This is a genomic window from Ancylobacter sp. 3268 (assembly GCF_031456575.1).
GTDB lineage: Bacteria > Pseudomonadota > Alphaproteobacteria > Rhizobiales > Xanthobacteraceae > Ancylobacter.
Map to the genome: position 1 here is coordinate 1 of NZ_JAVDUX010000011.1, position 26612 is coordinate 26612.

The window sequence follows — 26612 nt, forward strand, 5'->3', positions numbered from 1 at the left end:
CTGTCGGGATCAACCGAGGAGCGTCAGCACCGCGTCAGCGGCGCGCCCCGTCGATGAACGGCGTTATAGGGGGGGCCGTTCCGGGTGTCAACAGCCTCGTTTTCAGAAAAATGACGGGGCGGCGACGAAACGGCCCCGGCGCGATCGTTCAGGAAGAAAGGCTGACCTTTCAATAGGTTAGACTTATTGACCTTTCCACAGCCCTGTGGATAGCTCGAAAAGCGGCCGTAAATTCAGTGATCGGAGAGCACGACCTCGTCCGACCATTCGCCTTCGACCTCCTTCATGATCGCTTGGCCGCAGATCACCCTCCCCTTTATCGGGTCGAAGGTCAGCGTCGGATCGCCGGCGAGCTGCCATCCCCGGTTCAGCGCCGCGGAAACGCGCTTGCAGAAGGCCACGTCGTCCGGGCCGGTGAGGTAGCGGTAGAGCTTCATGGTCTTGGTCGCTTCGGTCATCCGTCTCGTCCTGTCCGGAAAATTCAGCCGCGCGCGGCGATGGCCTCGGCCAGCGCCACGGTTTTGCGGGCGATGTCGGCATGCATGCGCTCATACATGCGCCCCTCGATCTGGATCACGCCCTTGCCGGCATGCTCCGGCCGGTCGAACGCCGCGATCAGCGTCCGCGCCGCCGCCACCTCGTCGTCCGGCGGCGTAAAGGTGGCGTTGCAGCGATCCAGCTGCGTCGGGTGGATCAGCGTCTTGCCGTCGAAGCCCATCTCGGCGGCTTCCCGGCATTCGCGCGCAAAGCCGTCGAGATCGCGGAAATCGTTCCACACGCCGTCCAGCACCTCGACGCCGGCCGCGCGGGCTGCCAGCACGCACATGGACAGCCATGTATGCATCGGCGCCCGGCCCGGCACGATGCGGGCGCCGGTTTCCTTGGCGAGATCGTTGGTGCCGAGCACCAACGCCGCCAGCCGGCTGACCGGATCGCGCGCCGCCGCCGCGATCCCCGCCACGCCGAGCACCGCCTGCGGCGTCTCGATCATCGCCCACAGCCGGAGCGATGCCGGCGCGCCGAGCGCGTCGAGCCGGGTGCCGACCGCGCGCAATGTCTCGGCGCTGGCGATCTTGGGGATCAACAGGGCGTCGGCGCCGGCGCCGCCGGCCGCCGCTTCGGCGAAACGCGCGAGATCGGCCTCGAACCAGGGGGTGTCGAAGCCGTTGACCCGCACCACCACCTCGCGCGTGCCATAGCCGCCGGCGGCAAGCGCCTCGGCCACCTGCAGCCGTGCCGCCGCCTTGGCATCCGGCGCCACCGCGTCCTCCAGATCGATGATGATGGCATCAGCGGGAAGGCTGCGCGCCTTCTCCAGCGCGCGGGCGTTGGCGCCCGGCATATAGAGCACGCTGCGGCGGGGGCGGATGGCGTGGAAGGCAACTCCGGACATGATTCGCTCGGCTGGGTTGGCAAGATCGGGAAAGCAGCCTATCCGGGCGAGCGGCGGCACGCCAACCGCGCCGGCCGGCGGCTCCGCAGCTTTGTTGCGCGCGGCGGCCCCACCATGCAACGTCTTATCGGATCGCAGGGCATGAGCGCAGCTATCGGGACGGCAGAACGCTATGACGTCGTCATCATCGGCGGCGCCATCATGGGGGCGATGGCCGCCTATTTCCTCACCCGCGATCCCGCCTTCTCCGGCACGGTGGCGGTGATCGAGCGCGACGCCAGCTTCGCCCGCTCCTCCACCACCCTCTCCGCCGCTTCGCTGCGCCAGCAGTTCTCCATCCCCGAGAACATCCGCATGTCGCTGTTCGGGCTGGAATTCCTGCGCTCGGCGAAGGAGCGCTTCGGCGCCGAGACCGATCTCTCCTGGCATGAGGGCGGCTATCTCATCCTCGCCAGCGACGCCGGCCTGCCGATCCTTAAGGCCAATCACCGGGTGCAGAAGACCGAGGGCGCCGATATCGACCTGCTCGATCCGGCCGCGCTTGCCGCGACCTTTCCCTATCTCAATACGGAAGGCCTCGCCGCCGGCGCCTATGGCCGCTCCGGCGAGGGCTGGTTCGATGCGCATGCGCTGCTGGATTGCGTGCGCAAGGCGGCGCGGCGGCAGGGCGTCCATTTGATTTCCGGCGAGGTCGCCGGGGTCGCCCGCGCCGGCGACCGGGTGACCGGCGTGACGCTCGCGGATGGCCGGCGCATCGCCTGCGGCAGCCTCGTCAACGCCGCCGGGCCGCGTGCCGGACGCGTGGCGGGACTGGCCGGCATTCCGCTCCCCGTCGAGGGGCGCAAGCGCTGCATCTATGTCCTGCATTGCCGCACCGAGCTGCCGCGCCTGCCGCTGCTGGTCGATCCCACCGGCTTCTGGATCCGCCCGGAAGGCGCCTACCAGATCTGCGGCGCGGCGGCGCCGCCGGACGACGCCGACCCCGACGATGATTTCGAGGTCGACTGGCCGCTGTTCGAGGAGACCACCTGGCCGGACCTCGCGCATCGCATCCCGGCGATGGAAGAGGTGAAGCTGGTGCGCGCCTGGGCCGGGCATTACGAGATGAACCTGCTCGACCATAATGCGGTCATCGGCCCGCATCCCGAGGTGGCGAACTTCTACTTCATGAACGGCTTCTCCGGCCACGGCCTGCAGCAGGCGCCCGCCGCCGGGCGCGCCATCGCCGAATGGATCGTGCATGGCCGCTCGCTGTCGCTCGACCTCGGCGTGTTCGGCTATGAGCGCATCCTCGCCAACCGTCCGCATGCCGAGCTGAACATCATATGAGCGCCGGGCTTCGGGTGGCCGGCGTCGATGGCTGCAAGGGTGGCTGGATCGCGGTGATCGTTGAGCCCGGCAACGCCATGAAGGCCGAGCGCATCGACCGTCTCGCCGAGCTCGTCGACCGGCCGGAAGCGCCGCAGATCATCGCCGTCGACATGCCGATCGGCCTGCCCGAACGCGCCGGCCCCAACGGGCGGGCACCGGAACGGCTGGTGCGCCCCCGGCTCGGCATGCGCCAATCGAGCGTCTTCTCCATGCCCTCGCGGGCCGCCGTCTACGCCGCCCTCGACCCGAGCCTTCCCGACGAAGCCGAGCGTTACCGGCATGCCTGCTCTGTCGCCCGCGCAACCTCCGAACCGCCCCGCGCAGTCTCTCGGCAGGCCTTCCACATCTTCGGCAAGATCGCCGAGATCGACGGATTGCTGCGCGAGCGGCCCGCCCTCGCCGGCCGCATCCACGAATGCCATCCCGAGGTGAGCTTCTGGGCGATGAACGGCGAGACGGCCCTCGATCTCGCCAAGAAGGTAAAGAACGCCCCGCACAAGCCGGGCCTCGCCTTGCGGCGCCAGCTCCTTGCGGCGCAAGGCTTCGAGGAGGCCCTCACCTCTGCCCTGCGGGCCCGCGCACTCAAGGTGGGCGAGGACGATCTCATCGATGCCTGCGCCGCCGCATGGACCGCACGGCGCATCGCCCATGGACAGGCGATCGGCTTCCCCACCCCGGCCGAACGTGACGGCGAGGGCCTGCCGATCCAGATACAGGCGTGAAGGCCGCCTAACAGTCTACAATTATTGTCAAATATCATATCACACATGAATTTTGTGCATTTATCCAATTTGCACATGCGAAGTTGTGTTATATATTTGGAACGACTAAAACACAGGGAATTGCCGGGAATGGCCGCGCCGCAGCAGCAGAAACTGAAAGTCAACGGCACCGTCGCCGTCACCGCCAACCGTCTCACCGATGGCGCGGTGGTCTGGCGCACGGCCGCTGGCGGCTGGTCGACCGCGCTCGGCGATGCCGCCGTCGTCACCACGGCGCCGGAAGCCATCGCCCTGCTGGAAGGCGCCCACAAGCGCGACACCGATGCGGTCGGCGCCTATGTGGCCCCGGTCATCCTCGGCGAAAACGGCGCCATCCTCCCCGGCAATCTGCGCGAGCGCATCCGCGTCAACGGCGTCACCTTCGAATTGCCGGCCAGCGAGCCGCCCGCCTCCACCCTTCCCGCGGCCTGAACGCCGTTTCTTCAAGCCGCGACTGCAGAAGACACCGATCATGTACGTCTATGACGAATTCGACCGCGCCTTCCTCGCCGAACGGGTCGCCGATTTTCGCGACCAGGTGGAGCGGCGCCTGTCGGGCGCCCTCACCGAGGACGAGTTCAAGCCGCTGCGACTGATGAACGGCGTCTATCTGCAGCTGCACGCCTATATGCTGCGGATCGCCATCCCCTATGGCACGCTGTCGTCGAACCAGCTGCGGCGCATGGCGCATGTCGCCCGCGTCTATGACCGCGGCTACGGCCATTTCACCACCCGCCAGAACATCCAGTTCAACTGGATCAAGCTTGAGGATCTGCCGCAGGCTATGGCCGATCTCGCCGAGGTCGGCGTGCATGGCATCCAGACCTCCGGCAACTGCATCCGTAACGTGACGACCGACCAGTGGGCCGGCGCAACGCCGGAGGAGTTCGACGATCCGCGCATCTGGGCGGAGATCCTGCGCCAGTACTCGACCTTCCACCCCGAGTTCACCTACCTGCCGCGCAAGTTCAAGATCGCCATCACCGCCGCGCCCAAGGATCGCGCCGCCACCAAGGTGCACGATGTCGGCCTGCGCCTGCACCGCAATGCGGAGGGCGAGCTCGGCTTCGAGGTGCTGGTCGGCGGCGGTCTCGGCCGCACGCCCTTTGTCGGCAAGTCGATCCGCCCGTTCCTGCCGGTGCGGCACGTGCTGAGCTACATCGAAGCCATCATGCGCGTGTACAACCAGTTCGGCCGGCGCGACAACATCTACAAGGCGCGCATCAAGATCCTGGTGCACGAGATCGGCGCCGAGGCCTTCGCCGAGGCGGTCGAGGCCGAATGGGCGAACATCCGCGACGGCGCGCTGAAGCTCACCGACGAGATCATCGACGACATCCGCGCCCGCTTCCTCTACCCGGATTTCGCGAAGCTGGAGGACCAGCCCGCCGAGCTGACGGCAGCGCTGGAGGATCCGCGCTTCGCCGCCTGGTATCGCAACTCGGTGCACAAGCATAAGGTGCCCGGCTATTCCATCGTCACCATCTCGCTGAAGCCGGTGGGCGCGCCTCCGGGCGATGCGACGGCCGACCAGATGGATGTGGTCGCCGACCTTGCCGACGCCTATGGCTTCCACGAGATCCGCGTCGGCCACGAGCAGAATCTCTGCCTGCCCAACGTGGCGCAGATGGACCTGCCGGAGCTGTGGCGCCAGCTCGACGCCGCCGGGCTGGCCACGCCCAACGTCAACCACATCAGCGACATCATCGCCTGCCCCGGCCTCGATTACTGCGCGCTGGCCAATGCCCGCGCCATTCCCGTGGCGCAGGAGATTTCCAAACGCTTCGCCGATCTCGACCGCTCGCGCGGCATCGGCCGGCTGCACGTCAACATCTCCGGCTGCATCAATGCCTGCGGCCACCACCATGTCGGCCATATCGGCATTCTCGGCGTCGAGAAGAACGGCCAGGAATTCTACCAGATCACGTTGGGGGGGCGCGCCGACGAGCATGCCCAGCTCGGCACGCTGCTCGGCCCGGCGGTCTCCTACGACCAGGTGCCCGGGCTGATCGAGGACATCGTCGACGCCTATCTGGAACTGCGCTCCTCGCCGAAGGAGCTGTTCGTCGACACCGTTCACCGCCTCGGCGTCGAACCCTTCAAGGAACGTGTCTATGCCACTCATTGAGAACGGCAAGCTGGTCGAGGACCGCTTCACGCGGGTTGCCGATCAGGACGAGGCCGGACAGGTGCCGCCCCTCCCCGCTTCCACGCCGGTGCTGCTGTCGCTGGACCGCTACCTCAAGGAAGCGGACGCGCTGGCCAATGCCTATGTCGAGGTCGGCCTGATCTGGCCGAACAACAAGCCGATCGCCGAGATCGCGCCCTATCTGCCGCGCCTGGCGCTGGTGGCGCTCCATTTCCCGACCTTCCGCGACGGGCGCGCCTACAGCCAGGCCCGCCTGCTGCGCGAGCGGCTGGGGTGGAAGGGGCCGCTGCGCGCCACCGGCAACGTGCTGCGCGACCAGTTCCTGATCATGTCGCGCGCCGGCTTCGACCAGATCGTGCCGTCCAAGGAGGCCGACGCTCAGGCCTTCGACGACGCGATGCACAGCTACACGGTGTTCTACCAGCCGACCGGCGACGGACGTAAGAGCCTGCTGCGCGCGCGGCTCGGCCGTGCGGCGACGCGTTTGGAAGACCAGGCATCGAAGGACAGGGGGGCCGCCGCATGACCTCCCCCCTCAATCTCGACGCCACTCTCACCGGCCTTGCCCCGCTCGATGCGGTGGAGGAGATCGCCCGCACCCTGGAAGGCCGCTCGCCGACCGAGATCATCGCCGCTGCCCAGACCATTGTCGGGCGCGACCGGCTGTGCCTCGTTTCCTCCTTCGGCACCGAGTCCGCCGTGCTGCTCGCCTTCGCCGCCGAGGTGGATCCTTCGATCCCGGTGGTGTTCCTCGACACCGGCTGGCTGTTCGAGGAGACCCTGGCCTATCGCGACACCCTCGCGGCCCAGCTCGGCCTCACCGATGTGCGCTCCTTCCATCCCGATGCCGAGCGCCTCGCCGCGCAGGATGCCGGCAACGACCTGTGGTATTCGGACCCCGATGCCTGCTGCCGCATCCGCAAGGTCGAACCGCTGGCCCGCGCGCTGTCGGGCTTCGACGGCTGGCTGAACGGGCGCAAGCGCTACCAGGCCTCCACCCGCGCCGCCATCCCGGTGGCCGAGCGCGATGGCGAGCGGCTGAAGTTCAACCCGCTGGCCAGCCTGGAACGGGCCGAGGTGGAAGCCGCGCATAAGCGCTTCGCCCTGCCGCCGCATCCGCTGGAAGCCAAGGGCTTCCCCTCGGTCGGCTGCCTGCCCTGCACCAGCCGCGTCGCTCCCGGCGAGGATGCCCGCGCCGGCCGCTGGCGTGGTCGCGCCAAGACCGAGTGCGGTATCCACACGCTGATCTCGGCGCACTGACCGATCATACCCCTCTTGCCCGCGCCTTAATTCATTGTCCGCGCATGCAAAATCCCCACGGCGCGCCCAAATAACACAGGGGAGCGCCGTTATTTTATCTATTTTTCTATATACTCTGTATTTTTTGATTGACCCCAGAGACCAGCCGTGGAACCCTTCGATCAATGGTTTTGACGGTGCGGGGGCGCGCCGTCCGGGAGAGATCGATCATGTCCATTCGTTTCAAGCCTCTGGCGATCGCCGGCCTCGCCGCCGCGCTCATCGCGCCGCTTGCCGCGCCGGCGCCGGTGCGCGCCGCCGACGTCACCCTGCTCAACGTGTCCTACGACCCGACGCGCGAGCTGTACCAGCAGTTCAACAAGCTGTTCGCCGAGAAGTACAAGGCCGAGACCGGCAAGACGGTCGAGCTGAAGACCTCGCATGGCGGCTCGGGCAAGCAGGCCCGCTCGGTGATCGACGGGCTCGAGGCCGACGTGGTCACCCTGGCGCTCGCCTATGACATCGATGCCATCGCCGATAAGGGCTTCCTGGCGCAGGACTGGCAGAAGCGCCTGCCGGACAATTCCTCGCCCTACACCTCGACCATCGTGTTCCTGGTGCGCAAGGGCAACCCGAAGGGCATCAAGGACTGGGACGATCTGGTGAAGCCGGGCGTGCAGGTCATCACCCCCAACCCGAAGACCTCCGGCGGCGCCCGCTGGAACTACCTCGCCGGCTGGGCCTATGCGCTGAAGAAGTACGGCTCCGAGGCCAAGGCGAAGGAATATCTCGCCGGCCTGTTCAAAAACGTGCCGGTGCTCGACACCGGGGCCCGCGGCTCCACCGTCACCTTCACCGAGCGCGGCGTGGGCGACGTGCTGCTCGCCTGGGAGAACGAGGCGTTCCTGTCGAAGAAGGAATTCGGCGACGACAAGTTCGACATCGTCGTCCCCTCGCTCTCCATCCTCGCCGAGCCGCCGGTGGCGGTGGTCGACAAGGTGGTCGACCGGAAAGGCACCCGCCCCGTCGCCGAGGCCTATCTGAAGCTGCTCTACAGCAAGGAAGGCCAGAAGCTTGCGGCCGAGAACTTCTACCGCCCGCGCGATCCCGAGATCGCCAAGCAGTATGACAAGGTGTTCCCCAAGGTCGATCTGGTGACCATCGACGATCCGGCCTTCGGCGGCTGGCGCAAGGCGCAGAAGACCCATTTCGACGATGGTGGCGTCTTCGACCAGATCTATTCCAACTAGGTTCCCGAGGCCGGCGGACCCGCCGGGCTAACTGGGCGCCGGACCTTTCGCCAGGTCCGGCGCCGCTCTTATGATGGCGACCGCGGAACCGGAACATGGCCGAGACGACGATGAGCGCAGCGGAAATGGCGGGAGCGGCCCCGCCACGCCGGAGCAACGGCGTGATCCCCGGCTTCGGCCTGACGATGGGGCTGACGCTGCTGTGGCTGTCGCTGATCGTGCTGATTCCGCTCGCCGGCCTGTTCTTCAAGACCGCCGAACTGACGCCCGAGCGCATCTGGACCATTCTCACCGCCGCCCGCACGCTGAACGCGCTGAAGATCTCCTTCGGCCTGTCGCTCGTCGCCGCCGCGATCAATCTCGTGCTCGGCGCCGTGGTGGTGTGGGCGCTGGTTCGCTACGATTTTCCCGGCCGGCGCCTGCTCGACGCCCTCGTCGATATCCCTTTCGCGCTGCCCACCGCCGTGGCCGGCATCGCCCTCACCACGCTCTATGCCGAGAATGGCTGGCTCGGCCAATGGCTGGCGCCGCTCGGCATCAAGGTATCTTTCACCCCGCTCGGCATATTGGTGGCGCTGATCTTCATCGGCCTGCCCTTCGTGGTGCGCACGGTGCAGCCGGTGCTGGAGGATTTCGACCACGAGCTGGAGGAGGCCGCCGCCACGCTCGGCGCCAGCCGCTGGACCACCATCCGCAAGGTGGTGCTGCCGGCGGTGCTGCCGGCCTTCCTCACCGGCTTTGCCCTCGCCTTCGCCCGCGCCGTCGGCGAATATGGCTCGGTGATCTTCATCGCCGGCAACCTGCCCAATGTGTCGGAAATCGCCCCGCTGCTGATCGTCATCCGGCTGGAAGAGTTCCGCTACGCCGACGCCACCACCATCGCCGCCACCATGCTGGTGGCCTCTTTCGCGCTGCTCTTCGTCATCAACGGCCTGCAGCGCTGGTCGCAGGCCCGCACCGGGAGGGCGTCATGAGCGATCCCCGCACCAATCCCGGCGCCGAGGAGATCCGCTCCGAGCCGGCCGCCGTCAAATGGACGGTCATCGTGGTGGCGGCGCTGTTCATCGGCCTGTTCATCGTGCTGCCGCTGATCAACGTCTTCGCCCAGGCCTTCACCAAGGGCTGGGAGGCCTATGCCGCGGCGCTGGTGGAACCGGATGCGCTCGCCGCCATCGAGCTGACCCTGATCGTCACCGCCATCGCGGTGGTCGCCAATACGGTGATGGGCCTCGTCATGGCGTGGGCGATCACCAAGTTCAGCTTCTCCGGCAAGAGCTTCCTCATCACCCTGATCGACCTGCCTTTCTCGGTGTCGCCGGTGGTGGCGGGCCTTGTCTTCGTGCTGCTGTTCGGCGCCCAGGGCTATTTCGGCGGATGGCTGATCGAAAATGGCTACAAGATCATCTTCGCCTGGCCGGGCATCGCGCTCGCCACCATCTTCGTCACCTTCCCCTTCGTGGCGCGCGAGCTGATCCCGCTGATGCAGGAACAGGGCACCACCGAAGAAGAGGCGGCGGTGACGCTCGGCGCCTCCGGCTGGCGGGTGTTCTCGCAGGTGACGCTGCCCAACATCAAATGGGCGCTGCTCTACGGCGTGCTGCTTTGCAATGCCCGCGCCATGGGCGAGTTCGGCGCGGTGTCGGTGGTCTCCGGCCATGTGCGCGGCGAAACCAACACGATCCCGCTGCAGGTGGAGATCCTCTACAACGAATACCAGTTCCAGGCGTCCTTCGCGGTGGCCTCGCTGCTGGCGCTTCTCGCCGTGGTGACGCTGTTCGCCAAGACGGTGCTGGAGAGCCGCGTGCACAGCCGCAAGGGCGGGCACTGAAGGACGGCGGGCGCCCGTCCGGAGGCGCCCGGACGGACAGGGTGCCGCAGACGGCACCGCTCACGCGGGCACCGGAGCGGACCGGTGCAACCTGCTCCCTCTCCCCGCGGGGGAGAGGCTCAAGAAAGACGGCCGGCTCTCAGAACAGGTACACCGCCGCGATGAAGCCGCCGACCACCACCAGCGCGAAGACGAACGTCACCAGCCCCAGCCGCTCCTCGATGAAGACCCGCGCCGGCGGGCCGATCCAGTAGAGCAGGCCGGCGACCAGGAAGAAGCGGGCGCCGCGGGTGATGATCGACAGCACGACGAACCAGAACAGGCTGTAATGCGCGAAGCCCGAGGTGATGGTCACCACCTTGTAGGGGATCGGCGTCAGCCCCTTGATCAGGATGATCCAGTGGCCGTACTCGGCATAGGCCTGGGCGAAGGCGTCGACCTTGTCGCCATAGCCATAGAGCTGGATCAGGAACATCCCGACCGTCTCGTAGAGCAGCGCGCCGATGGCGTAGCCGACCAACCCGCCGAGCACGGAAGCGGCCGTGCAGACGAAGGCGTACCACCAGGCCCGATCCGGGCGGGCGATGCACATCGGCACCAGCATGATGTCCGGCGGCACCGGAAAGAACGAGCTCTCCGCGGCCGACACGCCGGCAAGCGCCCAGGTGGCGGAGGGGCGCTCGGCGAGAGCGATCACCCATTGATAGAGGCGGCGCAGCATGAGGGCTCCGGAGGACGGGAGAACCCGCTTCAGCCGGAGCGGCGACGCGGATTGGGGACCAGCGGTGGCGCGACGAGCGCGGCCGTGCCGGGCGCGGCATCCAGCGCCGCATCCTCATCCGCATCCCCGACACGGATGGCGGCGGACTCGGCTGGACCCGCATAGCCGGAAAGCCCGGTGCTGTCACGATTCCTTAGCGGAGCCCGCGCCGGGAGCGGCAGCACGCCCTGCGACGGAAGGGGGACCGCCGGCGCCGCATGCTTGTCGCGCTTGCCGGACTTCGGCAGCTTCCCGGCAATGCCCATCATCTGCTCGCGCCGGCGCATCTCCGTCCAGATGTCTTCCGGCTCGATGCCGAGCTCGACCCACAGCACCACCAGATTGTAGAGAAGATCGGCGCTCTCGCGCACCGTGCCCGGCGTATCGCCGATGACGCCATCCAGCGCCACCTCCACCGCCTCCTCCGCCACCTTCTTGGCGATGAAGGCCCGGCCGCGGGCAAACAGCTTAGCGGTACGCGGCGAGGCGACCTGCCCGGCGCGCGCCGCACGCACAGCATCGTGAAGACGGCGGATCGAATCACTCATTTGCTTAAGTTTAACGCGGCTTCGATGAATATTGCGTGGCAGCGGGCCGCCCGTGCCGCTGGCCTGTTTCCCGTTCCCTTTCCCGGTCGCGACGGCAAAAATTGCCGCCTCCGGCTTTGCCCCCTTTTGCTCCCGGGCGGAGGAAGGGGTATGGAAGATCGCAATCGATGTCCGCCAGCCAAAACGGAGCGTGCCGCGTGTCGAACCGCCCCTCCCGCCGCATCCGCGCTGCAGCCCTTGCTCTCGTCCTTGCGGCGCTCCTGCCGATGGCCGGCCTCACCGCCGCGCGCGCCACCCCCTCGCTGGTGGTCGAGATCGACAGTGGCAAGGTGCTGTTGGCGGAGGAGGCGACCAAGCCCTGGTACCCGGCCTCCATCACCAAGCTGATGACCGCCTATGTCACCTTCCGCGCCCTGCGGGCCGGGCGGCTGACCGAGAACACGCTGATCACCGTCTCCCCGCTCGCCGCCTCGCAGGCCCCCTCCAAGATGGGCTTCGTGCCGGGCACCCGCGTCACCGTCGACAACGCGCTGAAGATGATGCTGATCAAGTCGGCGAACGACATCGCCGTGGTGATCGCGGAAGGCGTCGCCGGCTCGGTGCCGGCCTTTGTCGAGGAGATGAACCAGGCCGCGCGCGACCTCGGCATGACCGGGTCGCATTTCGCCAATCCCAACGGCCTGCCCGATCCGAACAACGTCACCACCGCCCGCGACCTCGCGGTGCTGGTGCGGGCCATCGCGCTGGAATACCCCGAGCACGAGCAGTTGTTCCGTATCCCGGCAATGAAGATCGGCCCGGCGGTGGTGCGCAGCTACAACAAGCTGATCGACCGCTATCCCGGCGCCGACGGCATGAAGACCGGCTTCATCTGCGCCTCCGGCTTCAATCTCGTCGCCACCGCCCATCGCGGCGACAAGCGGCTGCTGGCCATCGTGCTCGGCACCAATTCCGGCAAGGAACGCACCGAGCAGGCGGCGCTGCTGCTGGAGCGGGGCTTCAACCACTCCTGGCAGATCTTCGGCGCCGTCGCCCCCACGGTGGATTCGCTGCGCAACCAGAGCGGCCCGCCGACCGACATGCGCGCGCAGGTCTGCGGCGGCAAGCGCAAGAACACCGCCTCGGAATCCGAAGACGACAGCGGCCCGACGCCGACCGGCTTCGCCGCCGCCGGCATGGGCGGTCTCGGCGCCCAGGTAACCGGCGCCAGCCTGCTGCAGAACCTGCCGCCGTCCATGCCGCCGGTCGAGGTCTTCGTCGGCCCCACGCCCGATCCGGCCGCGCTGGCCGCCGCCTATCCGCCGCCGCCGCAGAAGAAGACGCCCGCCAAGGACAAGAAGATAACCGGCGCCAAGCAGGTGGCCATCCCGGTCGCGCCGCCCAAGCCCGGTTCCAAATCCGCCGCCAAGCCGGCAACCAAGCCGGAGGCGACGGTGATGGCCGATCCCACCGGCGACGCCGCGCCGGCGCCCAAGCCGGACAGCAAACCCGCCGCGGCCAAACCCGCAGCGAAGCCAGCCGCTTCCGCCCAGGCCAAGCCAGCCGCCAAGCCAGCCGCCAAACCCGCGGCGAAACCGGCAAAGCCGGCGGCGGCGTCCGCCTCGCAGCCGACCATCATCCTGGCGCCGGTGCCGGCGCCCAATCCCGCCACCGCGGCGCAGTAGCCCGGCACCCGCATGACCGACCAGACACGCCGGCAGCCGGACCCGATCCCGGTCACGCTGCTCACCGGCTTTCTCGGCGCCGGCAAGACGACGCTGCTCAACCGCCTGCTGTCCGATCCCGATCTCAAGGACACCGCCGTGCTCATCAACGAGTTCGGCGAGATCGGGCTCGATCATCTGCTGGTGCAGCATTTCGACGACGCCACCGTGCTGCTCGCCTCGGGATGCCTGTGCTGCACGGTGCGCGGCGATCTCGTCGAGGGGCTGGAGCACCTGCTGCGCCGCATGGACAACGGCGTCATCCCGCCGTTCCGGCGGGTGGTGATCGAGACCACCGGCCTCGCCGACCCGGCGCCGGTGCTGCACGTGCTGATGATGCACCCCTATCTCGTCATGCGCTTCCGCCTCGACGGGGTGGTGACGGTGATCGACGCGGTGAACGGGCTGTCGACGCTCGACGCCCATCCGGAAGCCGTCAAGCAGGCGGCCATCGCCGACCGCATCGTCCTCACCAAGACCGATCTGCTCGATACACCGGAAAGGCAGGGCGCCTTCGCCGCGATGAACGCCCGGCTCGACCGCCTGGCTCCCGGCGCGGCGCGGCTCGACGCGGCACAGGGCGAGGCGACGGCGGCGGCGCTGCTCGATGCCGGCCTCTACAATCCGGCGAACAAGATCCCCGATGTCGAACGCTGGCTGAACGCCGAGGCGGTCGAGGCGGCGGAAGCCGCGCAGCGCGGCCACTCCCAACATGGATCTGCCCACGATGCCAACCGGCATGACGACCGCATCCGGGCCTTCACCGTCGCCACCGAGGCGGCGGTGCCGGCGGCGGCGCTCGACATGTTCCTGGAACTGGTCCGCGGCATGCACGGCGACAAGCTGCTGCGCCTCAAGGGCATTGTGCGCCTCGTCGAAGATCCGGCGCGCCCTGTGGTGCTGCACGGCGTCCAGCATGTGCTGCACCCGCCGAGCCAGTTGCCCGGCTGGCCGGACGACGACCGCCGCACCCGCCTGGTGATGATCGTGCGCGATGTCGAGCCGGCGGTGATCCGTCGGCTGTTCGACGCCTTCATGGGCCTGCCCGCGCCGGATCAGCCGGATGGCGCCGCCCTCACCGACAACCCGCTCGCCCCGGCGACGATGCGGCGCTGAGCCAAGCCCTCACCGGGCGCCGGGCTTAGCCGGCGAGCCTCGCAGGAAGCGGCTCGCTGGCCGTGTCTCATTGGCCGTGTCTCATTGGCCGGGCAGCGGTGCGCCATTGATCGTCACCGAATCCGCCGGCGCGGCGGCGGGAGCAGCGGTGGCGGCCTGCGCCTGTGCCGCGGCGGCCGCCTCGACCCTCGGATCGGGCGTGCCGAGCACCATCGCCCAGTAGACGCGGTAGCGGCTCCGCGGCACCGCCACGGCGGCGATGCCGATCCGGGTGGCCCGCGGGGTCAGCATGTTCTTGTTGTGCGAGGGTGAATCCCGCCAGCCGGAAAACGCCTCGGCGAGCGTGTGGTAGCCGGCGCCGACATTCTCCACCGCGGTCAGCCCGGTCCATCCGGCCGCCTTCAGCCGGGTGACGAAGCCGCGTCCGCCCACCGAGTGGGAGAGTTCGTCCGCCGCCGCCATCGCCCTGGCCTGCTGCTCGGCCACCCGCATCAGCACCGGGTCGAGGCTGACCGCCGGCAGGCCGCGGCCGCGCCGATAGTCGCTCACCAGCGAGGCGGCCGCATCCGGGTCCAGCCGCCCGCCCTTGGAGAGATCGGCATAGAAGGTGGGGTCGGTCGCCACCGGCGGCGGCGAGGCGCATCCCGCCAGCGCCAGCGGCAGCAGCAAGGCGCCGGCCAGCAGACGCGGGATCGCACGGCGCGGGATCGGAAAACCAGGCATGGGTGCCTCTCGGGGCAGGAGGAGGAAGGCGCGAATCGGCACGGGAGGCTGGAGCATGTGCCGCAAAGGTTGAGAGATCTTTGCGAGCCCCCGCCAGCGGCACAGTGGAAACCGGAAACGCCGCCGGTCAGCCGGCCGGGGGGACTAGCCGTCCTCGCCGGCGGTCGGATCGGGAGCGTCCAGCGAACCGCCGCGATAGATGTTCCAGGGCGTGAACGGAATGCCGATGCGCGCCTGCTTCATGCGGTCGAGCACCGCGAAATGCAGGTCGCTCTTCACCGTCAGCGCATAGTCGACATTGGCGACCACGCAACGCAGCTCGAACTGCAGATAGCTGTCGCCGAACTTGGCCAGGAACACCCGCGGCGGCGGCGAGCGCAGCACCTGCGGATGGTCGCAGGCGCAGCCGATCAGCAGGTCGCGCACCTCCTCGGCGTCGGCGTCATAGGCGACGTTGATCTGCAGGATGATGCGCCCGGTGGTATTGGCGTGGGTATAGTTCTTGACGAGGCCGGTGATCAGGTCGGAATTGGGGATCAGCACCGCGGCGCGGTCGAAGGTCTCGATCTCGGTGGCGCGCACCGAGATGCGGCGCACATAGCCTTCCTCGCCCTTCACCGAAATGGTGTCGCCGACGCGGATCGGCCGCTCGGCGAGCAGGATGAGCCCGGAGACGAAGTTCGACACGATCGATTGCAGGCCGAAACCGATACCGACCGACAGCGCGCCGGCCACCAGTGCGATGTTCTGCAGGTTGAGCCCGATCTGCCCCATCGCCATGGCGATCACGGCGAGCGAGATCACATAGCCGATGATGGTGGCGATGGAGTTCTGCAGGCCGGGATCGAAGGCGGTGCGCGGCAGGATCGCCACCGAGAACCAGCGCTGGATGGCGCGGGCGATGACGATGCCCGCCACCAGGAACAGCACGGCATAGAGGATATCGCCGATCGTCACCGTCGAGGTGCCGATGGTGAAGCCGAAGGTGACGCGGCTGACCACGTCGCGCAGGTCGGCGGTGGAGGTGCCCCAGGTGCCCACGACGATGACGACGGCGAACACCACCACCACCACCTTGAGCACGCCGGCAACCAGCACGGCGATCAGCTCCAGGCTGGCCGGACGCACGCCGAGCGTGCGGGCGGCCATCCGCGCCTTGTGGCCCTGGGCGATGCCCTCGATGAAGAAGGCGTTGATCAAAGCCAGCAGCACATAGACGAACAGCGCGAACACCACCGCCAGCAGCGAGCGGGTGGCGAGGTAGCTGGCAAGGCTGACATAGCCGGCCAGCAGCGCGCCGAGAACGACGAAGTTCAGCACCCAGAACGGAAAGCGCGCCCATTGCAGCGCGGTGGCGGAGGCGGCGGCGAGCGCGCCCTCCGGCTTGTCGCTTCCCGCCGCGGCCTCCTCCGTCGCCGGCTCGTCGCCGGCGGCCAGCGCGCGCACCGTCGAAATCGCGATCGCGGCAAGGCCCAGCGCCAGCAGGGCATTGGTCGTGACGGTGAGCGCCACCGGCGTCACCAGCGCCCGGTGCAGATTGCCGAGGAAGGCGGCGAGGCCGAGCAGCCAGACGCCGGTGACGATATGCCGGTAGAGCAGCGTCGCCACCTCGTCGCTCAGCGGCACGGCGCGCCGCCAGGGCTCGTCGGGCGCCAGGGCGGCGAGCAGCATGCCGCGCCCGGCCGAGACGACCGACACCGCCAGCAGCACGCCCTGCATCACTTCGAGCATGCGGGGGGGCAGCACGTCGAAGCCGTCGAGCAGCGCGATCGCCGCGAAAACGGCAAGGATCGCCGGCACGACGCCGACGATGCCGGTGAGCATCGAGGCGGTGCAGGCCTTGAGGCGCGGCAGCGGCTCCTCGCCGATCTCCCGCTTCAGCCGGCGCAGCGGCCGCGCCAGCAGCCGGCGCAGCATCGTCGCCAGCACGCCGATGCCGACGACGCCGAGCGCCAGCAGCAGCTGGCCCCAGAGCGGCACGCGGCTGCTGGCATAGGCCTGCCAGTCGCTGAGCAGGTAGCGGATGCCCCGCGCCTCCATGGCAAGGGCGCTGGCCGAGGCCAGCCACAGTTCCGGATTGAGAATGGAATAGGAGCGCGCCAGCAGCTGGTCGGTGAACAGCGCCCGGCGGCGGCTGGTGATGCGGTCCGAAAGCTGGTCGCCGCGGGAATTGAGCAGCCGCACCTGCTTGGTCAGCCCCTCCACCTCGGAGGCCTGGGCGGTGAGTTCGTCGCGCTGGGTGGTAATGGAGGCATTTTCCGGCGGCGCGTCGGCGGCCGGCTTCGGCCCGAGTTCCTGGATGCGGTGGTTGAGGTCGGCCAGCATCGGCTCGAGCAGCGCGATCGCGGCGGTCAGGTCGGAGCGCACCGGGTCCAGCCGCCCGCGCAACTCGTCCAGATCCTGCGACCGCAGCCCGTCGCGCCCCAATCCGCCCTCGACGCTGTCGACCACGGCCCGCTGCCCTTCCAGGCGGTCATGGACGGTCTTTACGTCGAGCGCCGCCTGGGCATGGGCACCGGCGACGAACAGCAGGGCGAGAAGCAGCGACGCCGCCACGGCGTGCAGGAAAATGCCGATCGCGGCATCAGGAGCAAGGCGACGGGAAATAACCATGAACAGGCGCATTTGATGAGGACGGCCCTGTCTCACGCCCGATCACGGCCAAGTCAAGGCGGCAAGTCAAGGCAGCGCGTCAAACCCATCCCGCGGCGCCGGCCGTCACGTCGTCGGCTTCGAGGAACATCGCCGCGCCCGCCGCGGGTATCCGCCCACCGGCCTCAATGGCCGCGATGCTGGCGCGGCAGCAGGCGATCCTGCAATTCGAAGGCCGAGGAGAACACGGCGGAAATATCGCCGATCATTTCCCGCACCCAGGAGAACGGGGTGGCACGCGGCGTGCGCATATGGCCGACCATCTCGGTCTCGTCGAGCGAGAAATCCGCGTCGTGACGCAGCGCGATGCTCTTCATCCGCCCGTTACTGGGCAGGAATACCACTTCGAGGTCCTCGATGCCGCGATTCTGCGCCAGCAGCACCAGATGGCGCATCAGCGCCGAGCCGATGCCCTTGCCCTGCCAGTCGCGTTCGACGCTGAACGCGGCCTCGGCCGCAACCGGCTTGCCGGCCCGCTTCGGCAGCGGATGCAGCTCGGCGACGGCACGCAATTCGCCGTCGTGGAAATAGCCGACCAGCAGCTTGTCGCCCTGGACCGCGCGGCTGGCATGGCGGGCGAGCGCGGCGTCGGAAACCACGCCGCCGAAGCGCATGAAGCGGCTCAGCGGATCCAGGCGCAGCAGATGGTCGAGAAATGCCTGCCGCTCGGCGGGCACGATCTTGCGGATCGCCCCCTCGGCAACGGAGGGGACCCGCGAGGCAGCTGCCTCGCCGGCAGTCTTCCGGGGCTCGAGCGTATCGATCATCGGGGTTCCGGGCATCGCATCCACCGCTACATTGCGGCGCGATATAAATATTCGCACCGCAACATCACACAACCGGCAGCCCTGCATGGCTCGCATGCGGCATGTGCGCGCCTGTGGTGTCGTCGCACCATTCATCCGGCACGCCCGGCTGCGAACCCGCCTTTGGACTTTGCGCAACCCGGCGGGAGGGGTCAAGTCGGGAAGACTGCGCAAGCCGTGGCTCCAACGCCGGCAGCGGCCGGATTTGCGGATAATCCCGCGCATCATCGGCTGACCGCGCTCACCATTGCAGCCCCGCACGAAAACAACCGAACCTTCGTCCAAGACCGCGTCACGCCTCCTTGCTGTACCGTCCACGCCTCGCTAGGTGTGCGCGGCACAAATTGAGGAGATCGGCCAGATGGAGCTTGCGGCAGAAGCAGGCGGGTCGGTGCTGGCGGCACGCTATGTCGCCCGCATGGCCGCGGGCGACATCGACCCCGATGCCGGCCAGGCCAAGGTGGTCTCGGCGCTCGCCGCGCTGGAGCAGCGCATCGCGACGCGGCGCCTCGCCCGCAAGTCGTCGGCGCTGGGCTGGCTGTTCGCCAAGCGCGACGTGCAGCAGCCGCCGCCGCGCGGGCTGTACATTCACGGCGCGGTCGGGCGCGGCAAGACCATGCTGGTCGATCTGTTCTACGAAAGCGTCGCCGTGCGCAAGCGCAAGCGTCGCGCGCATTTCCATGAATTCATGGCCGATGTCCACGCCCGGATCTTCCAGGTACGCAACGACATGAAGGCCGGCAGGCTCAAAGACGCCGATCCCATTTCCGTCGTCGCCAGGGCGCTGGCGGAAGAGGCCTGGCTGCTGTGCTTCGACGAGTTCCACGTCACCGACATCACCGATGCGATGATCCTCGGCCGGCTGTTCGAGAAGCTGTTCGACGCCGGCGTCGTCATCGTCGCCACCTCCAACGTGGCGCCGGAAAATCTCTATGAGGGCGGGCTCAACCGCGCGCTGTTCCTGCCGTTCATCAAGCTGATCGAAGCGCATATGGACGTGGTGCGCATCGACTCGCCCACCGATTACCGCATGGAGAAACTCGGCGGCGCCCGCATCTGGTACGTGCCGGGCGAGCACGGCACCCCGGCGGAGGTCGATCGCGAGGTCGAGAAGATCTGGCACCGCCTCGCCGGCGCCGATGGCGGCGCACCGGCCGTGCTGGCCTCCGGCGGGCGCAATCTGCGCGTGCCCAGGGCGGGCGGCGGCGCGGCGCGCTTCACCTTCGCCGATCTGTGCGAGGCCCCGCTCGGCGCCTCCGACTATCTGCGGCTGGCCCGCAGCTATCACACGCTCGTCATCGAGCATGTACCGATATTGGAGCAGGATCGGCGCAACGAGGCCAAGCGCTTCATCACCCTGATCGACGAACTCTATGACAAGGGCGTCAAGCTGGTCGCCTCGGCGGAGGCCGAACCAGAGGACCTTTATCGCGGCACCCAGGGCGCCGAGGCCTTCGAATGGGCGCGCACCGTCTCGCGCCTGCACGAGATGCGCTCGGCCGACTATCTCGCCCGTCCGCATGGACGCGGCGATTCCCAGGCGAGCGGCGACACCACCGGCCTCGTCGAGACCTGAGCGACGGGGCGGCCAACCGGACGGCGGATCGCAGGAGCGCAGCAATGAAGCATCACGGCCCCGCCAGCGCACCGGACCGGCGCCACATCCGGCATCACTGCGCCATCACCGGCGCCGTCGTCTCCGAGCATGATGGCGAGCGGCTGGACATGCTGCGCCCGGCGCTCGCCGCCCATATCCGCGCCGCCCATCCGGACATCGCCGACGACGCCTTCATCTCCCGCGAGGCGCTGGCGGCCGAGCGCGCCGGCATGATCGCCGAGACGCTGCAGGCCGAACGCGGCGACCTCTCGCAGATCGAGCGCGATGTCATCGAGAGCCTGGCCCGCCACGAGACCCTCGCCGAAAACGTCGAGGAGGAGCTGGACGAGAACCGCACCCTCGGCGAGCGCGCCGCCGACCACATTGCCAGCTTCGGCGGCAGCTGGACGTTCATCATCGGCTTCTGCGGGCTGCTGGTGGTGTGGATGATCGTCAACACCGTGCTGCTCGCCGCCGGCGCCTTCGATCCCTACCCGTTCATCCTGCTCAATCTCGTGCTGTCCTGCATCGCCGCCCTGCAGGCACCGGTCATCATGATGAGCCAGAAGCGGCAGGAGGCGAAGGACCGCAGGCGCTCGGAGAACGACTACCGGGTGAACCTCAAGGCGGAGCTGGAGATCCGGCATCTGCAGGAGAAGATCGACCACATGCTGACGCGCCAGTGGGAGCGCCTCGCCGAGATCCAGTCGATCCAGATCGAGCTGATGGAAGAAGTGCTCCAGCGCCGCCGCTGACCCGCCCGCACCGTTGCCGCAAGTCTCCGCGGGCGGCGGCCATGGGTCTGTCATCGACACGTCATGGCATCTTGCCGTGGCGCGATGATCGTCGCGCGATCACGCGATAGTTATGCGGAAAACAGAGGGCAGGTATTCGGCATGCCATATGCCAGGAACATCGTCGTAAAGTCGTAGACGCCAATGTTTACACTACCGTCCATCCTCGCTTGAACCCTCAGGCGAGAAGGGTTATCGGAAGCCGGCGCGGCACTTCGCCGCCCTATCCCACGGAACGTCAGGAAATCTCATGGCTCGAGCAAAGATTGCACTGATCGGGGCCGGTCAGATCGGGGGCACGCTCGCCCTCCTCACGGGTCTCAAGGAACTCGGGGACATCGTCCTCTTCGACGTCGTCGAAGGCGTTCCGCAGGGCAAAAGCCTCGACATCGCGGAAGCGAGCCCGGTGCTCGGCTTCGATGCCGCCTATACCGGCGTCAACAGCTATGAGGCGATCGCGGGCGCCGATGTCATCATCGTCACCGCTGGCGTGCCGCGCAAGCCGGGCATGAGCCGCTCCGACCTCCTCGACATCAATCTGAAGGTCATGCAGCAGGTCGGCGCGGGCATCAAGGAATATGCCCCCGACGCCTTCGTGATCTGCATCACCAACCCGCTCGACGCCATGGTGTGGGCGCTGCAGAAGGCCTCCGGCCTGCCGACCAACAAGGTCGTCGGCATGGCCGGCGTGCTGGATTCCGCCCGCTTCCGCTACTTCCTCGCCGATGAGTTCAAGGTCTCGGTGGAGGACGTCACCGCCTTCGTGCTCGGCGGCCATGGCGACGACATGGTGCCGCTGGTGCGCTATTCCGGCGTCGCCGGCATCCCGCTGCCGGACCTCGTCAAGATGGGCTGGACGACGCAGGAGAAGGTCGACGCCATCGTCGAGCGCACCCGCAAGGGCGGTGGCGAGATCGTCAACCTGCTCAAGACCGGCTCGGCCTTCTATGCCCCGGCGGCCTCGGCCATCGAGATGGCGGCGTCCTATCTGCGCGACAAGAAGCGGCTGCTGCCCTGCGCCGCCTATCTGTCGGGTGAATATGGCCTCGACGGCCTCTATCTCGGCGTTCCGGTGCTGATCGGCGCCGACGGCGTGGAGAAGATCGTCGAGATCGCGCTCGACGCCAACGAGCAGGCCATGCTCGACAAGTCGGTGGCCTCGGTGAAGGAACTGATCGGCGAATGCCAGAAGATCGCGCCTGGCCTCGCGGCGTGACGCGCTGGCGCTCCCCGACGGCATCTGGTCGCCGGGGAGCGCGGTACCTATCTTGCTTGTGCCGGTGAGGCCGGGCGACGTGGTCGCGCCGAGATGGTCGTATCCCGGGATTGTTTCGGGTCAAGATCGGGCGAGATCATCGTTTTTTGCAGGCCCGCGCCGCAATCTCGCGGCATTCATGACGTCAAGACGAGCCTATATAGACTGAAGACCACAGCTTTCGTCCCCGGAATGGGGCACTGGACCGGTCCTTGTGTCGCCAGGCAGGAAGACCGGCCGGTGAGAAAGCGCCTCCACCGGACCACGAAGGTCCCTCAGGAGCCGACAATGTCGCGCGCGGACACGAACGAAGCCTTCCTGAACACCTCCTTCCTCTACGGCGCCAATGCGGCCTGGATCGAGCAGCTCTACGCCAGCTACGAAGCCGACCCCGCCTCGGTCGATCCCGAATGGCAGGCCTTCTTCGCGGCGCTGAAGGATTCGCCCGCCGATGTCGAGAAGAGCGCCCGCGGCGCCTCCTGGAAGCGGGACAACTGGCCGCTCACCGCCAATGGCGAGCTGGTCTCCGCCCTCGACGGCAACTGGATCGAGGTCGAGAAGGCCGTCGGCAAGAAGGTCGAGGCCAAGGCCGCCGAGAAGGCAAAGGCGGCCGGCGCCGAGCTGTCCGCCGCCGACGTCCAGCAGGCCACCCGCGATTCGGTGAAGGCGCTGATGATGATCCGCGCCTATCGCATGCGCGGCCATCTCCATGCCAAGCTCGACCCGCTGGGTCTGGAGCCGGTGCATCCCGCACCCGAGCTCGACCCCGCCTCCTACGGCTTCACCACCCAGGCCGATCTCGACCGGCCGATCTTCATCGATCACGTGCTCGGGCTCGAATTCGCCACCGTCCGCCAGATGGTGGCGATCCTGCAGCGCACCTACTGCCAGACGCTCGGCGTCGAGTTCATGCACATCTCCTCGCCCGAGGAGAAGGCGTGGATCCAGGAGCGCATCGAGGGCGTCGACAAGGAGATCACCTTCACTCCCGAGGGTAAGAAGGCGATCCTGAACAAGCTGGTGGAGGCCGAGGGCTTCGAGAAGTTCCTCGACGTGCGCTATACCGGCACCAAGCGCTTCGGCCTCGACGGCGGCGAGAGCCTGATCCCGGCGCTCGAGCAGATCATCAAGCGCGGCGGCCAGCTCGGCGTGACCGACATCGTGTTCGGCATGGCCCATCGCGGCCGCCTCAACACGCTGACCCAGGTGATGGGCAAGCCGCACCGCGCGCTGTTCCACGAGTTCAAGGGCGGCTCCTGGGCGCCCGACGAGGTCGAGGGCTCCGGCGACGTGAAGTACCACCTCGGCGCCTCCTCGGACCGCGAGTTCGACGGCAACAAGGTGCATCTGTCGCTCACCGCCAACCCGTCGCATCTGGAGATCGTCGACCCGGTGGTGCTCGGCAAGTGCCGCGCCAAGCAGGACGCGCTCGGCGACACCGAGCGCACCCAGGTGCTGCCGTTGCTGCTGCACGGCGACGCCGCCTTCGCCGGCCAGGGCGTGGTGGCGGAGTGCTTCGGCCTGTCCGGGCTGAAGGGGCACCGCACCGGCGGCTCGATCCACTTCATCATCAACAACCAGATCGGCTTCACCACCTATCCGCGTTTCTCGCGCTCCTCGCCCTATCCCTCGGACGTGGCGAAGACCATCGAGGCGCCGATCTTCCACGTGAACGGCGACGACCCGGAGGCGGTGACCTTCGCCGCCAAGATCGCCATCGAGTTCCGCCAGCGCTTCCGCAAGCCGGTGGTCATCGACATGTTCTGCTACCGCCGCTTCGGCCACAATGAAGGCGACGAGCCCGCCTTCACCCAGCCGCTGATGTACAAGGCGATCAAGCAGCACCCGACGACGCTGGAGATCTACTCGAAGAAGCTCGCCGCCGAAGGCGTCGTCGATACCGCCGAGTTCGAGCGCATGAAGGCCGATTGGCGCGCGCGCCTCGACGCGGAATACGATGCCGGCCAGGCCTACAAGCCGAACAAGGCCGACTGGCTGGACGGCCGCTGGGCCGGCCTCAAGGCCGCCGCCGACGCCGACGATCCGCGCCGCGGCAATACCGGCGTGGACATTGGCGAGCTGAAGGAGATCGGCCGGCGCATCACTACGGTGCCGGAGGGCTTCCAGGTCCACCGCACCATCCAGCGCTTCCTCGATTCCCGCCGCAAGGCGATCGTCGAGGACGGCACCGGCATCGACTGGTCGACCGCCGAGGCCCTGGCCTTCACCACCCTGCAGCTTGACGGCCACCCGGTGCGCCTGTCCGGCCAGGATTGCGAGCGCGGCACCTTCTCGCAGCGCCATTCGGTGCTGATCGACCAGCAGAACGAGGACCGCTACACCCCGTTCAACCATGTGCGCGAAGGCCAGGCGCATTACGAGGTCATCAACTCGATGCTCTCGGAAGAGGCTGTGCTGGGCTTCGAGTATGGCTACTCGCTCTCCGAGCCCAACGCGCTGGTGCTCTGGGAAGCGCAGTTCGGCGATTTCGCCAATGGCGCGCAGGTGGTGTTCGACCAGTTCCTCTCCTCCGGCGAGCGCAAGTGGCTGCGCATGTCCGGCCTCGTCTGCCTGCTGCCGCACGGCTATGAGGGACAGGGGCCGGAGCACTCCTCCGCCCGCCTCGAGCGCTATCTGCAGATGTGCGCCGAGGACAACATGCAGGTCGCAAACCTGACGACGCCGGCAAACTATTTCCACGCCCTGCGCCGCCAGCTGAAGCGCGACTTCCGCAAGCCGCTGATCCTGATGACGCCGAAGAGCCTGCTGCGCCACAAGCGGGCGGTCTCGACGCTGGCGCAGTTCGGCGCCGGCACCACCTTCCACCGCGTGCTGTGGGACGATGCCCAGAACGAGCACGTGGTAAAGGGACCGGAATCGGTCACGCTGAAGGCAGACGACAAGATCCGCCGCGTCGTGCTGTGCTCGGGCAAGGTCTATTACGACCTGTTCGAGGAGCGCGAGCGCCGCGGCATCGACGACATCTACCTGATGCGCATCGAGCAGCTGTTCCCGTTCCCGCTCAAGACGCTGGTGCAGGAACTGTCGCGCTTCAAGCAGGCGGAGATCGTCTGGTGCCAGGAGGAGCCGAAGAACCAGGGCGCCTGGGCCTTTGTGCAGCCTTATCTGGAATGGGTGCTGGAGCAGGCGGGCGGCGTGTCGAAGCGGCCGCGCTATGCCGGCCGGCCGGCCTCGGCGGCGACCGCCACCGGCCTGATGTCGAAGCACCTCGCCCAGCTCAAGGCATTCCTTGCCGACGCGCTGGATTGAGGCGCCTCGGGGCTGGACGGGTCGCATTGACAAATGAGGGAGCGCCGGCCACGCGGTCGGCTAATGGGTAGGTAAGGGAAAACGAGCATGGCCACCGAGATCCGCGTTCCGACGCTGGGCGAATCGGTCACCGAGGCGACCATCGGCAAGTGGTTCAAGAAGGCTGGCGATGCCGTCGCCGCCGACGAGCCGATTGTCGAGCTTGAGACCGACAAGGTCACGATCGAGGTGCCGGCTCCCGCCGCCGGCGTGTTGTCCGAGATCGTCGCCAAGGACGGCGAGACCGTTGGCGTCGGCGCGCTGCTCGGCTCGATCGGCGCCGGCTCGGGCGCCCAGGCGGCGGCTCCGGCTGCGGCGGCTCCGGCTGCGGCGGCTCCGGCTGCGGCGGCTCCCGCGCCGGCCAAGGCCGAAGCGTCCAAGGCCGAGACGAAGACCGAGGCACCCAAGCCGGCTCCGGCCGCTCCGGCTCCCGTCGCGGCTGCCGCCCCGGCCGGCGCCAACGGCCCGGCGGTCGCCAAGCTCGCCGCCGAAACCGGCATCAACCCGGCCCTGCTCGCCGGCTCCGGCAAGGACGGCCGCGTGACCAAGGGCGACATGCTCGCCGCCATCTCCGCTCCGCCGGCCGCGGCGCCAACCGCGCCGGTCGTCGCCCGCGCCCCCTCGACGCCGGGGGATGCGGTTCGCGAAGAGCGGGTCAAGATGACCAAGCTGCGCCAGACCATCGCCAAGCGGCTGAAGGACGCGCAGAACGCCGCCGCCATGCTCACCACCTTCAACGATGTCGACATGTCGGCGGTGATGAGCCTGCGCGCCCAGTACAAGGACGTGTTCGAGAAGAAGCACGGCGTGAAGCTCGGCTTCATGGGCTTCTTCACCAAGGCGGTCATCCAGGCGCTGAAGGACGTGCCGGAGGTGAACGCCGAGATCGACGGCCAGGACCTGATCTACAAGAACTACTACAATATCGGCATCGCCGTCGGCACCGATAAGGGCCTGGTGGTCCCGGTGGTCCGCGACGCCGACGCGCTGTCCATCGCCGGCATCGAGAAGACGATCTCCGGCTATGGCCGCAAGGCGCGCGACGGCAAGCTCGGCATCGAGGACATGCAGGGCGGCACCTTCACCATCACCAATGGCGGCATATACGGCTCGCTGATGTCCACCCCGATCCTCAACGCGCCGCAGTCGGGCATTCTCGGCATGCACCGCATCGAGGAACGCCCGGTGGCGATCAAGGGTCAGGTGGTCATCCGCCCGATGATGTACCTCGCGCTCAGCTACGACCACCGCATCGTCGACGGCAAGGGCGCGGTCACCTTCCTCGTCCGCGTCAAGGAAGCGCTGGAAGACCCGACCCGCCTCGTGCTTGACCTGTGATCGCAACTCACTGAGGCGGA

22 protein-coding genes and 1 pseudogene are annotated in these 26612 nt (G+C 67.9%); 16 read left to right on the top strand and 7 right to left on the bottom strand.

The features are described 5' to 3' along the window. Positions 1-233: 233 nt before the first annotated feature. Together J2X65_RS15975 and J2X65_RS15980 are read right to left on the bottom strand one after the other, a co-directional pair. Positions 234-437 (bottom strand): DUF1737 domain-containing protein, encoded by a 204-nt coding sequence (locus J2X65_RS15975; RefSeq protein ID WP_310203129.1) that lies wholly within the window; start codon positions 435-437, stop codon positions 234-236. A 44-nt stretch (positions 438-481) separates the two neighbouring features. Further along, on the bottom strand, positions 482-1393 hold the full coding sequence (locus tag J2X65_RS15980; protein WP_310202776.1) for a CoA ester lyase: 912 nt from the start codon (positions 1391-1393) through the stop codon (positions 482-484). A gap of 141 nt (positions 1394-1534) precedes the next feature. Here J2X65_RS15980 and J2X65_RS15985 point away from each other — a divergent pair, with 141 nt between their 5' ends. The 9 genes from J2X65_RS15985 (at position 1535) to cysW (ending at position 9991) form a co-directional block, all read left to right on the top strand. After that, positions 1535-2722, top strand: a complete 1188-nt coding sequence (locus J2X65_RS15985) for an FAD-binding oxidoreductase (RefSeq protein WP_310202778.1) — start codon at positions 1535-1537, stop codon at positions 2720-2722. Continuing rightward, on the top strand, positions 2719-3486 hold the full coding sequence (locus tag J2X65_RS15990) for a DUF429 domain-containing protein (protein ID WP_310202780.1): 768 nt from the start codon (positions 2719-2721) through the stop codon (positions 3484-3486). The genes J2X65_RS15985 and J2X65_RS15990 overlap by 4 nt, the downstream gene beginning before the upstream one ends. A 129-nt stretch (positions 3487-3615) precedes the next feature. Then, a complete protein-coding gene (locus tag J2X65_RS15995) occupies positions 3616-3957 on the top strand; it encodes a DUF2849 domain-containing protein (protein ID WP_310202782.1) in 342 nt (113 codons plus the stop codon). 40 nt (positions 3958-3997) lie between these two features. Next, positions 3998-5653, top strand: coding sequence for a nitrite/sulfite reductase (locus J2X65_RS16000; RefSeq protein WP_310202784.1), 1656 nt, complete (start codon positions 3998-4000; stop codon positions 5651-5653). After that, positions 5640-6200 carry a DUF934 domain-containing protein gene (locus J2X65_RS16005; protein ID WP_310202786.1) on the top strand — a complete coding sequence of 187 codons (561 nt, stop codon included), beginning with the start codon at positions 5640-5642 and terminating at the stop codon, positions 6198-6200. Before J2X65_RS16000 ends, J2X65_RS16005 begins: the two co-directional genes overlap by 14 nt. Further along, entirely contained in the window at positions 6197-6934 is a 738-nt protein-coding gene (locus J2X65_RS16010) for a phosphoadenylyl-sulfate reductase (protein WP_310202788.1), read from the top strand. The genes J2X65_RS16005 and J2X65_RS16010 overlap by 4 nt, the downstream gene beginning before the upstream one ends. 209 nt (positions 6935-7143) lie before the next feature. Then, positions 7144-8163, top strand: coding sequence for a sulfate ABC transporter substrate-binding protein (locus J2X65_RS16015; RefSeq protein ID WP_310202790.1), 1020 nt, complete (start codon positions 7144-7146; stop codon positions 8161-8163). A 125-nt stretch (positions 8164-8288) separates the two neighbouring features. Beyond that, positions 8289-9137 carry a sulfate ABC transporter permease subunit CysT gene (gene cysT, locus J2X65_RS16020; protein WP_310203131.1) on the top strand — a complete coding sequence of 283 codons (849 nt, stop codon included), beginning with the start codon at positions 8289-8291 and terminating at the stop codon, positions 9135-9137. Beyond that, positions 9134-9991: a sulfate ABC transporter permease subunit CysW gene (gene cysW, locus J2X65_RS16025; protein WP_310202793.1), complete on the top strand. Its 858-nt coding sequence runs from the start codon at positions 9134-9136 to the stop codon at positions 9989-9991. Before cysT ends, cysW begins: the two co-directional genes overlap by 4 nt. 139 nt (positions 9992-10130) lie before the next feature. Here cysW and J2X65_RS16030 read toward each other — a convergent pair whose 3' ends face one another. Together J2X65_RS16030 and hisE are read right to left on the bottom strand one after the other, a co-directional pair. Continuing rightward, a complete protein-coding gene (locus J2X65_RS16030) occupies positions 10131-10712 on the bottom strand; it encodes a YqaA family protein (protein ID WP_310202795.1) in 582 nt (193 codons plus the stop codon). Between the two features lie 242 nt (positions 10713-10954). Continuing rightward, a pseudogene (gene hisE, locus J2X65_RS16035) lies at positions 10955-11299 on the bottom strand (phosphoribosyl-ATP diphosphatase); the annotation flags it as partial. 167 nt (positions 11300-11466) lie between these two features. On the opposite strand from hisE, the gene J2X65_RS16040 reads away from it, so the two are divergent. After that, positions 11467-12963: a D-alanyl-D-alanine carboxypeptidase family protein gene (locus J2X65_RS16040; RefSeq protein ID WP_404977729.1), complete on the top strand. Its 1497-nt coding sequence runs from the start codon at positions 11467-11469 to the stop codon at positions 12961-12963. Between the two features lie 12 nt (positions 12964-12975). Then, positions 12976-14118, top strand: coding sequence for a GTP-binding protein (locus J2X65_RS16045; protein WP_310202798.1), 1143 nt, complete (start codon positions 12976-12978; stop codon positions 14116-14118). A gap of 81 nt (positions 14119-14199) precedes the next feature. On the opposite strand, the gene J2X65_RS16050 is transcribed toward J2X65_RS16045, so the two are convergent. The 3 genes from J2X65_RS16050 to J2X65_RS16060 form a co-directional block, all read right to left on the bottom strand. After that, a complete protein-coding gene (locus tag J2X65_RS16050; protein WP_310202800.1) occupies positions 14200-14841 on the bottom strand; it encodes a CAP domain-containing protein in 642 nt (213 codons plus the stop codon). A gap of 144 nt (positions 14842-14985) precedes the next feature. Then, complete coding sequence (locus J2X65_RS16055; RefSeq protein WP_310202802.1) at positions 14986-17454, bottom strand: DUF3772 domain-containing protein; 2469 nt, start codon at positions 17452-17454, stop codon at positions 14986-14988. Positions 17455-17618: 164 nt separating this feature from the next. Continuing rightward, complete coding sequence (locus J2X65_RS16060) at positions 17619-18584, bottom strand: GNAT family N-acetyltransferase (RefSeq protein WP_310202804.1); 966 nt, start codon at positions 18582-18584, stop codon at positions 17619-17621. A gap of 76 nt (positions 18585-18660) precedes the next feature. Between J2X65_RS16060 and zapE the strand changes: the two genes are divergently transcribed. The 5 genes from zapE to odhB all read left to right on the top strand — a co-directional run bounded on the left by zapE (position 18661) and on the right by odhB (position 26592). Further along, positions 18661-19875 carry a cell division protein ZapE gene (gene zapE / locus J2X65_RS16065; RefSeq protein WP_310202806.1) on the top strand — a complete coding sequence of 405 codons (1215 nt, stop codon included), beginning with the start codon at positions 18661-18663 and terminating at the stop codon, positions 19873-19875. Between the two features lie 44 nt (positions 19876-19919). After that, positions 19920-20651: a DUF1003 domain-containing protein gene (locus J2X65_RS16070; protein ID WP_310202808.1), complete on the top strand. Its 732-nt coding sequence runs from the start codon at positions 19920-19922 to the stop codon at positions 20649-20651. A gap of 289 nt (positions 20652-20940) precedes the next feature. After that, positions 20941-21906, top strand: coding sequence for a malate dehydrogenase (mdh, locus tag J2X65_RS16075; RefSeq protein WP_310202810.1), 966 nt, complete (start codon positions 20941-20943; stop codon positions 21904-21906). Between the two features lie 327 nt (positions 21907-22233). After that, complete coding sequence (locus J2X65_RS16080; RefSeq protein WP_310202812.1) at positions 22234-25215, top strand: 2-oxoglutarate dehydrogenase E1 component; 2982 nt, start codon at positions 22234-22236, stop codon at positions 25213-25215. Positions 25216-25302: 87 nt separating this feature from the next. Continuing rightward, entirely contained in the window at positions 25303-26592 is a 1290-nt protein-coding gene (gene odhB, locus J2X65_RS16085; protein WP_310202814.1) for a 2-oxoglutarate dehydrogenase complex dihydrolipoyllysine-residue succinyltransferase, read from the top strand. The last annotated feature ends 20 nt before the right edge of the window (positions 26593-26612 follow it).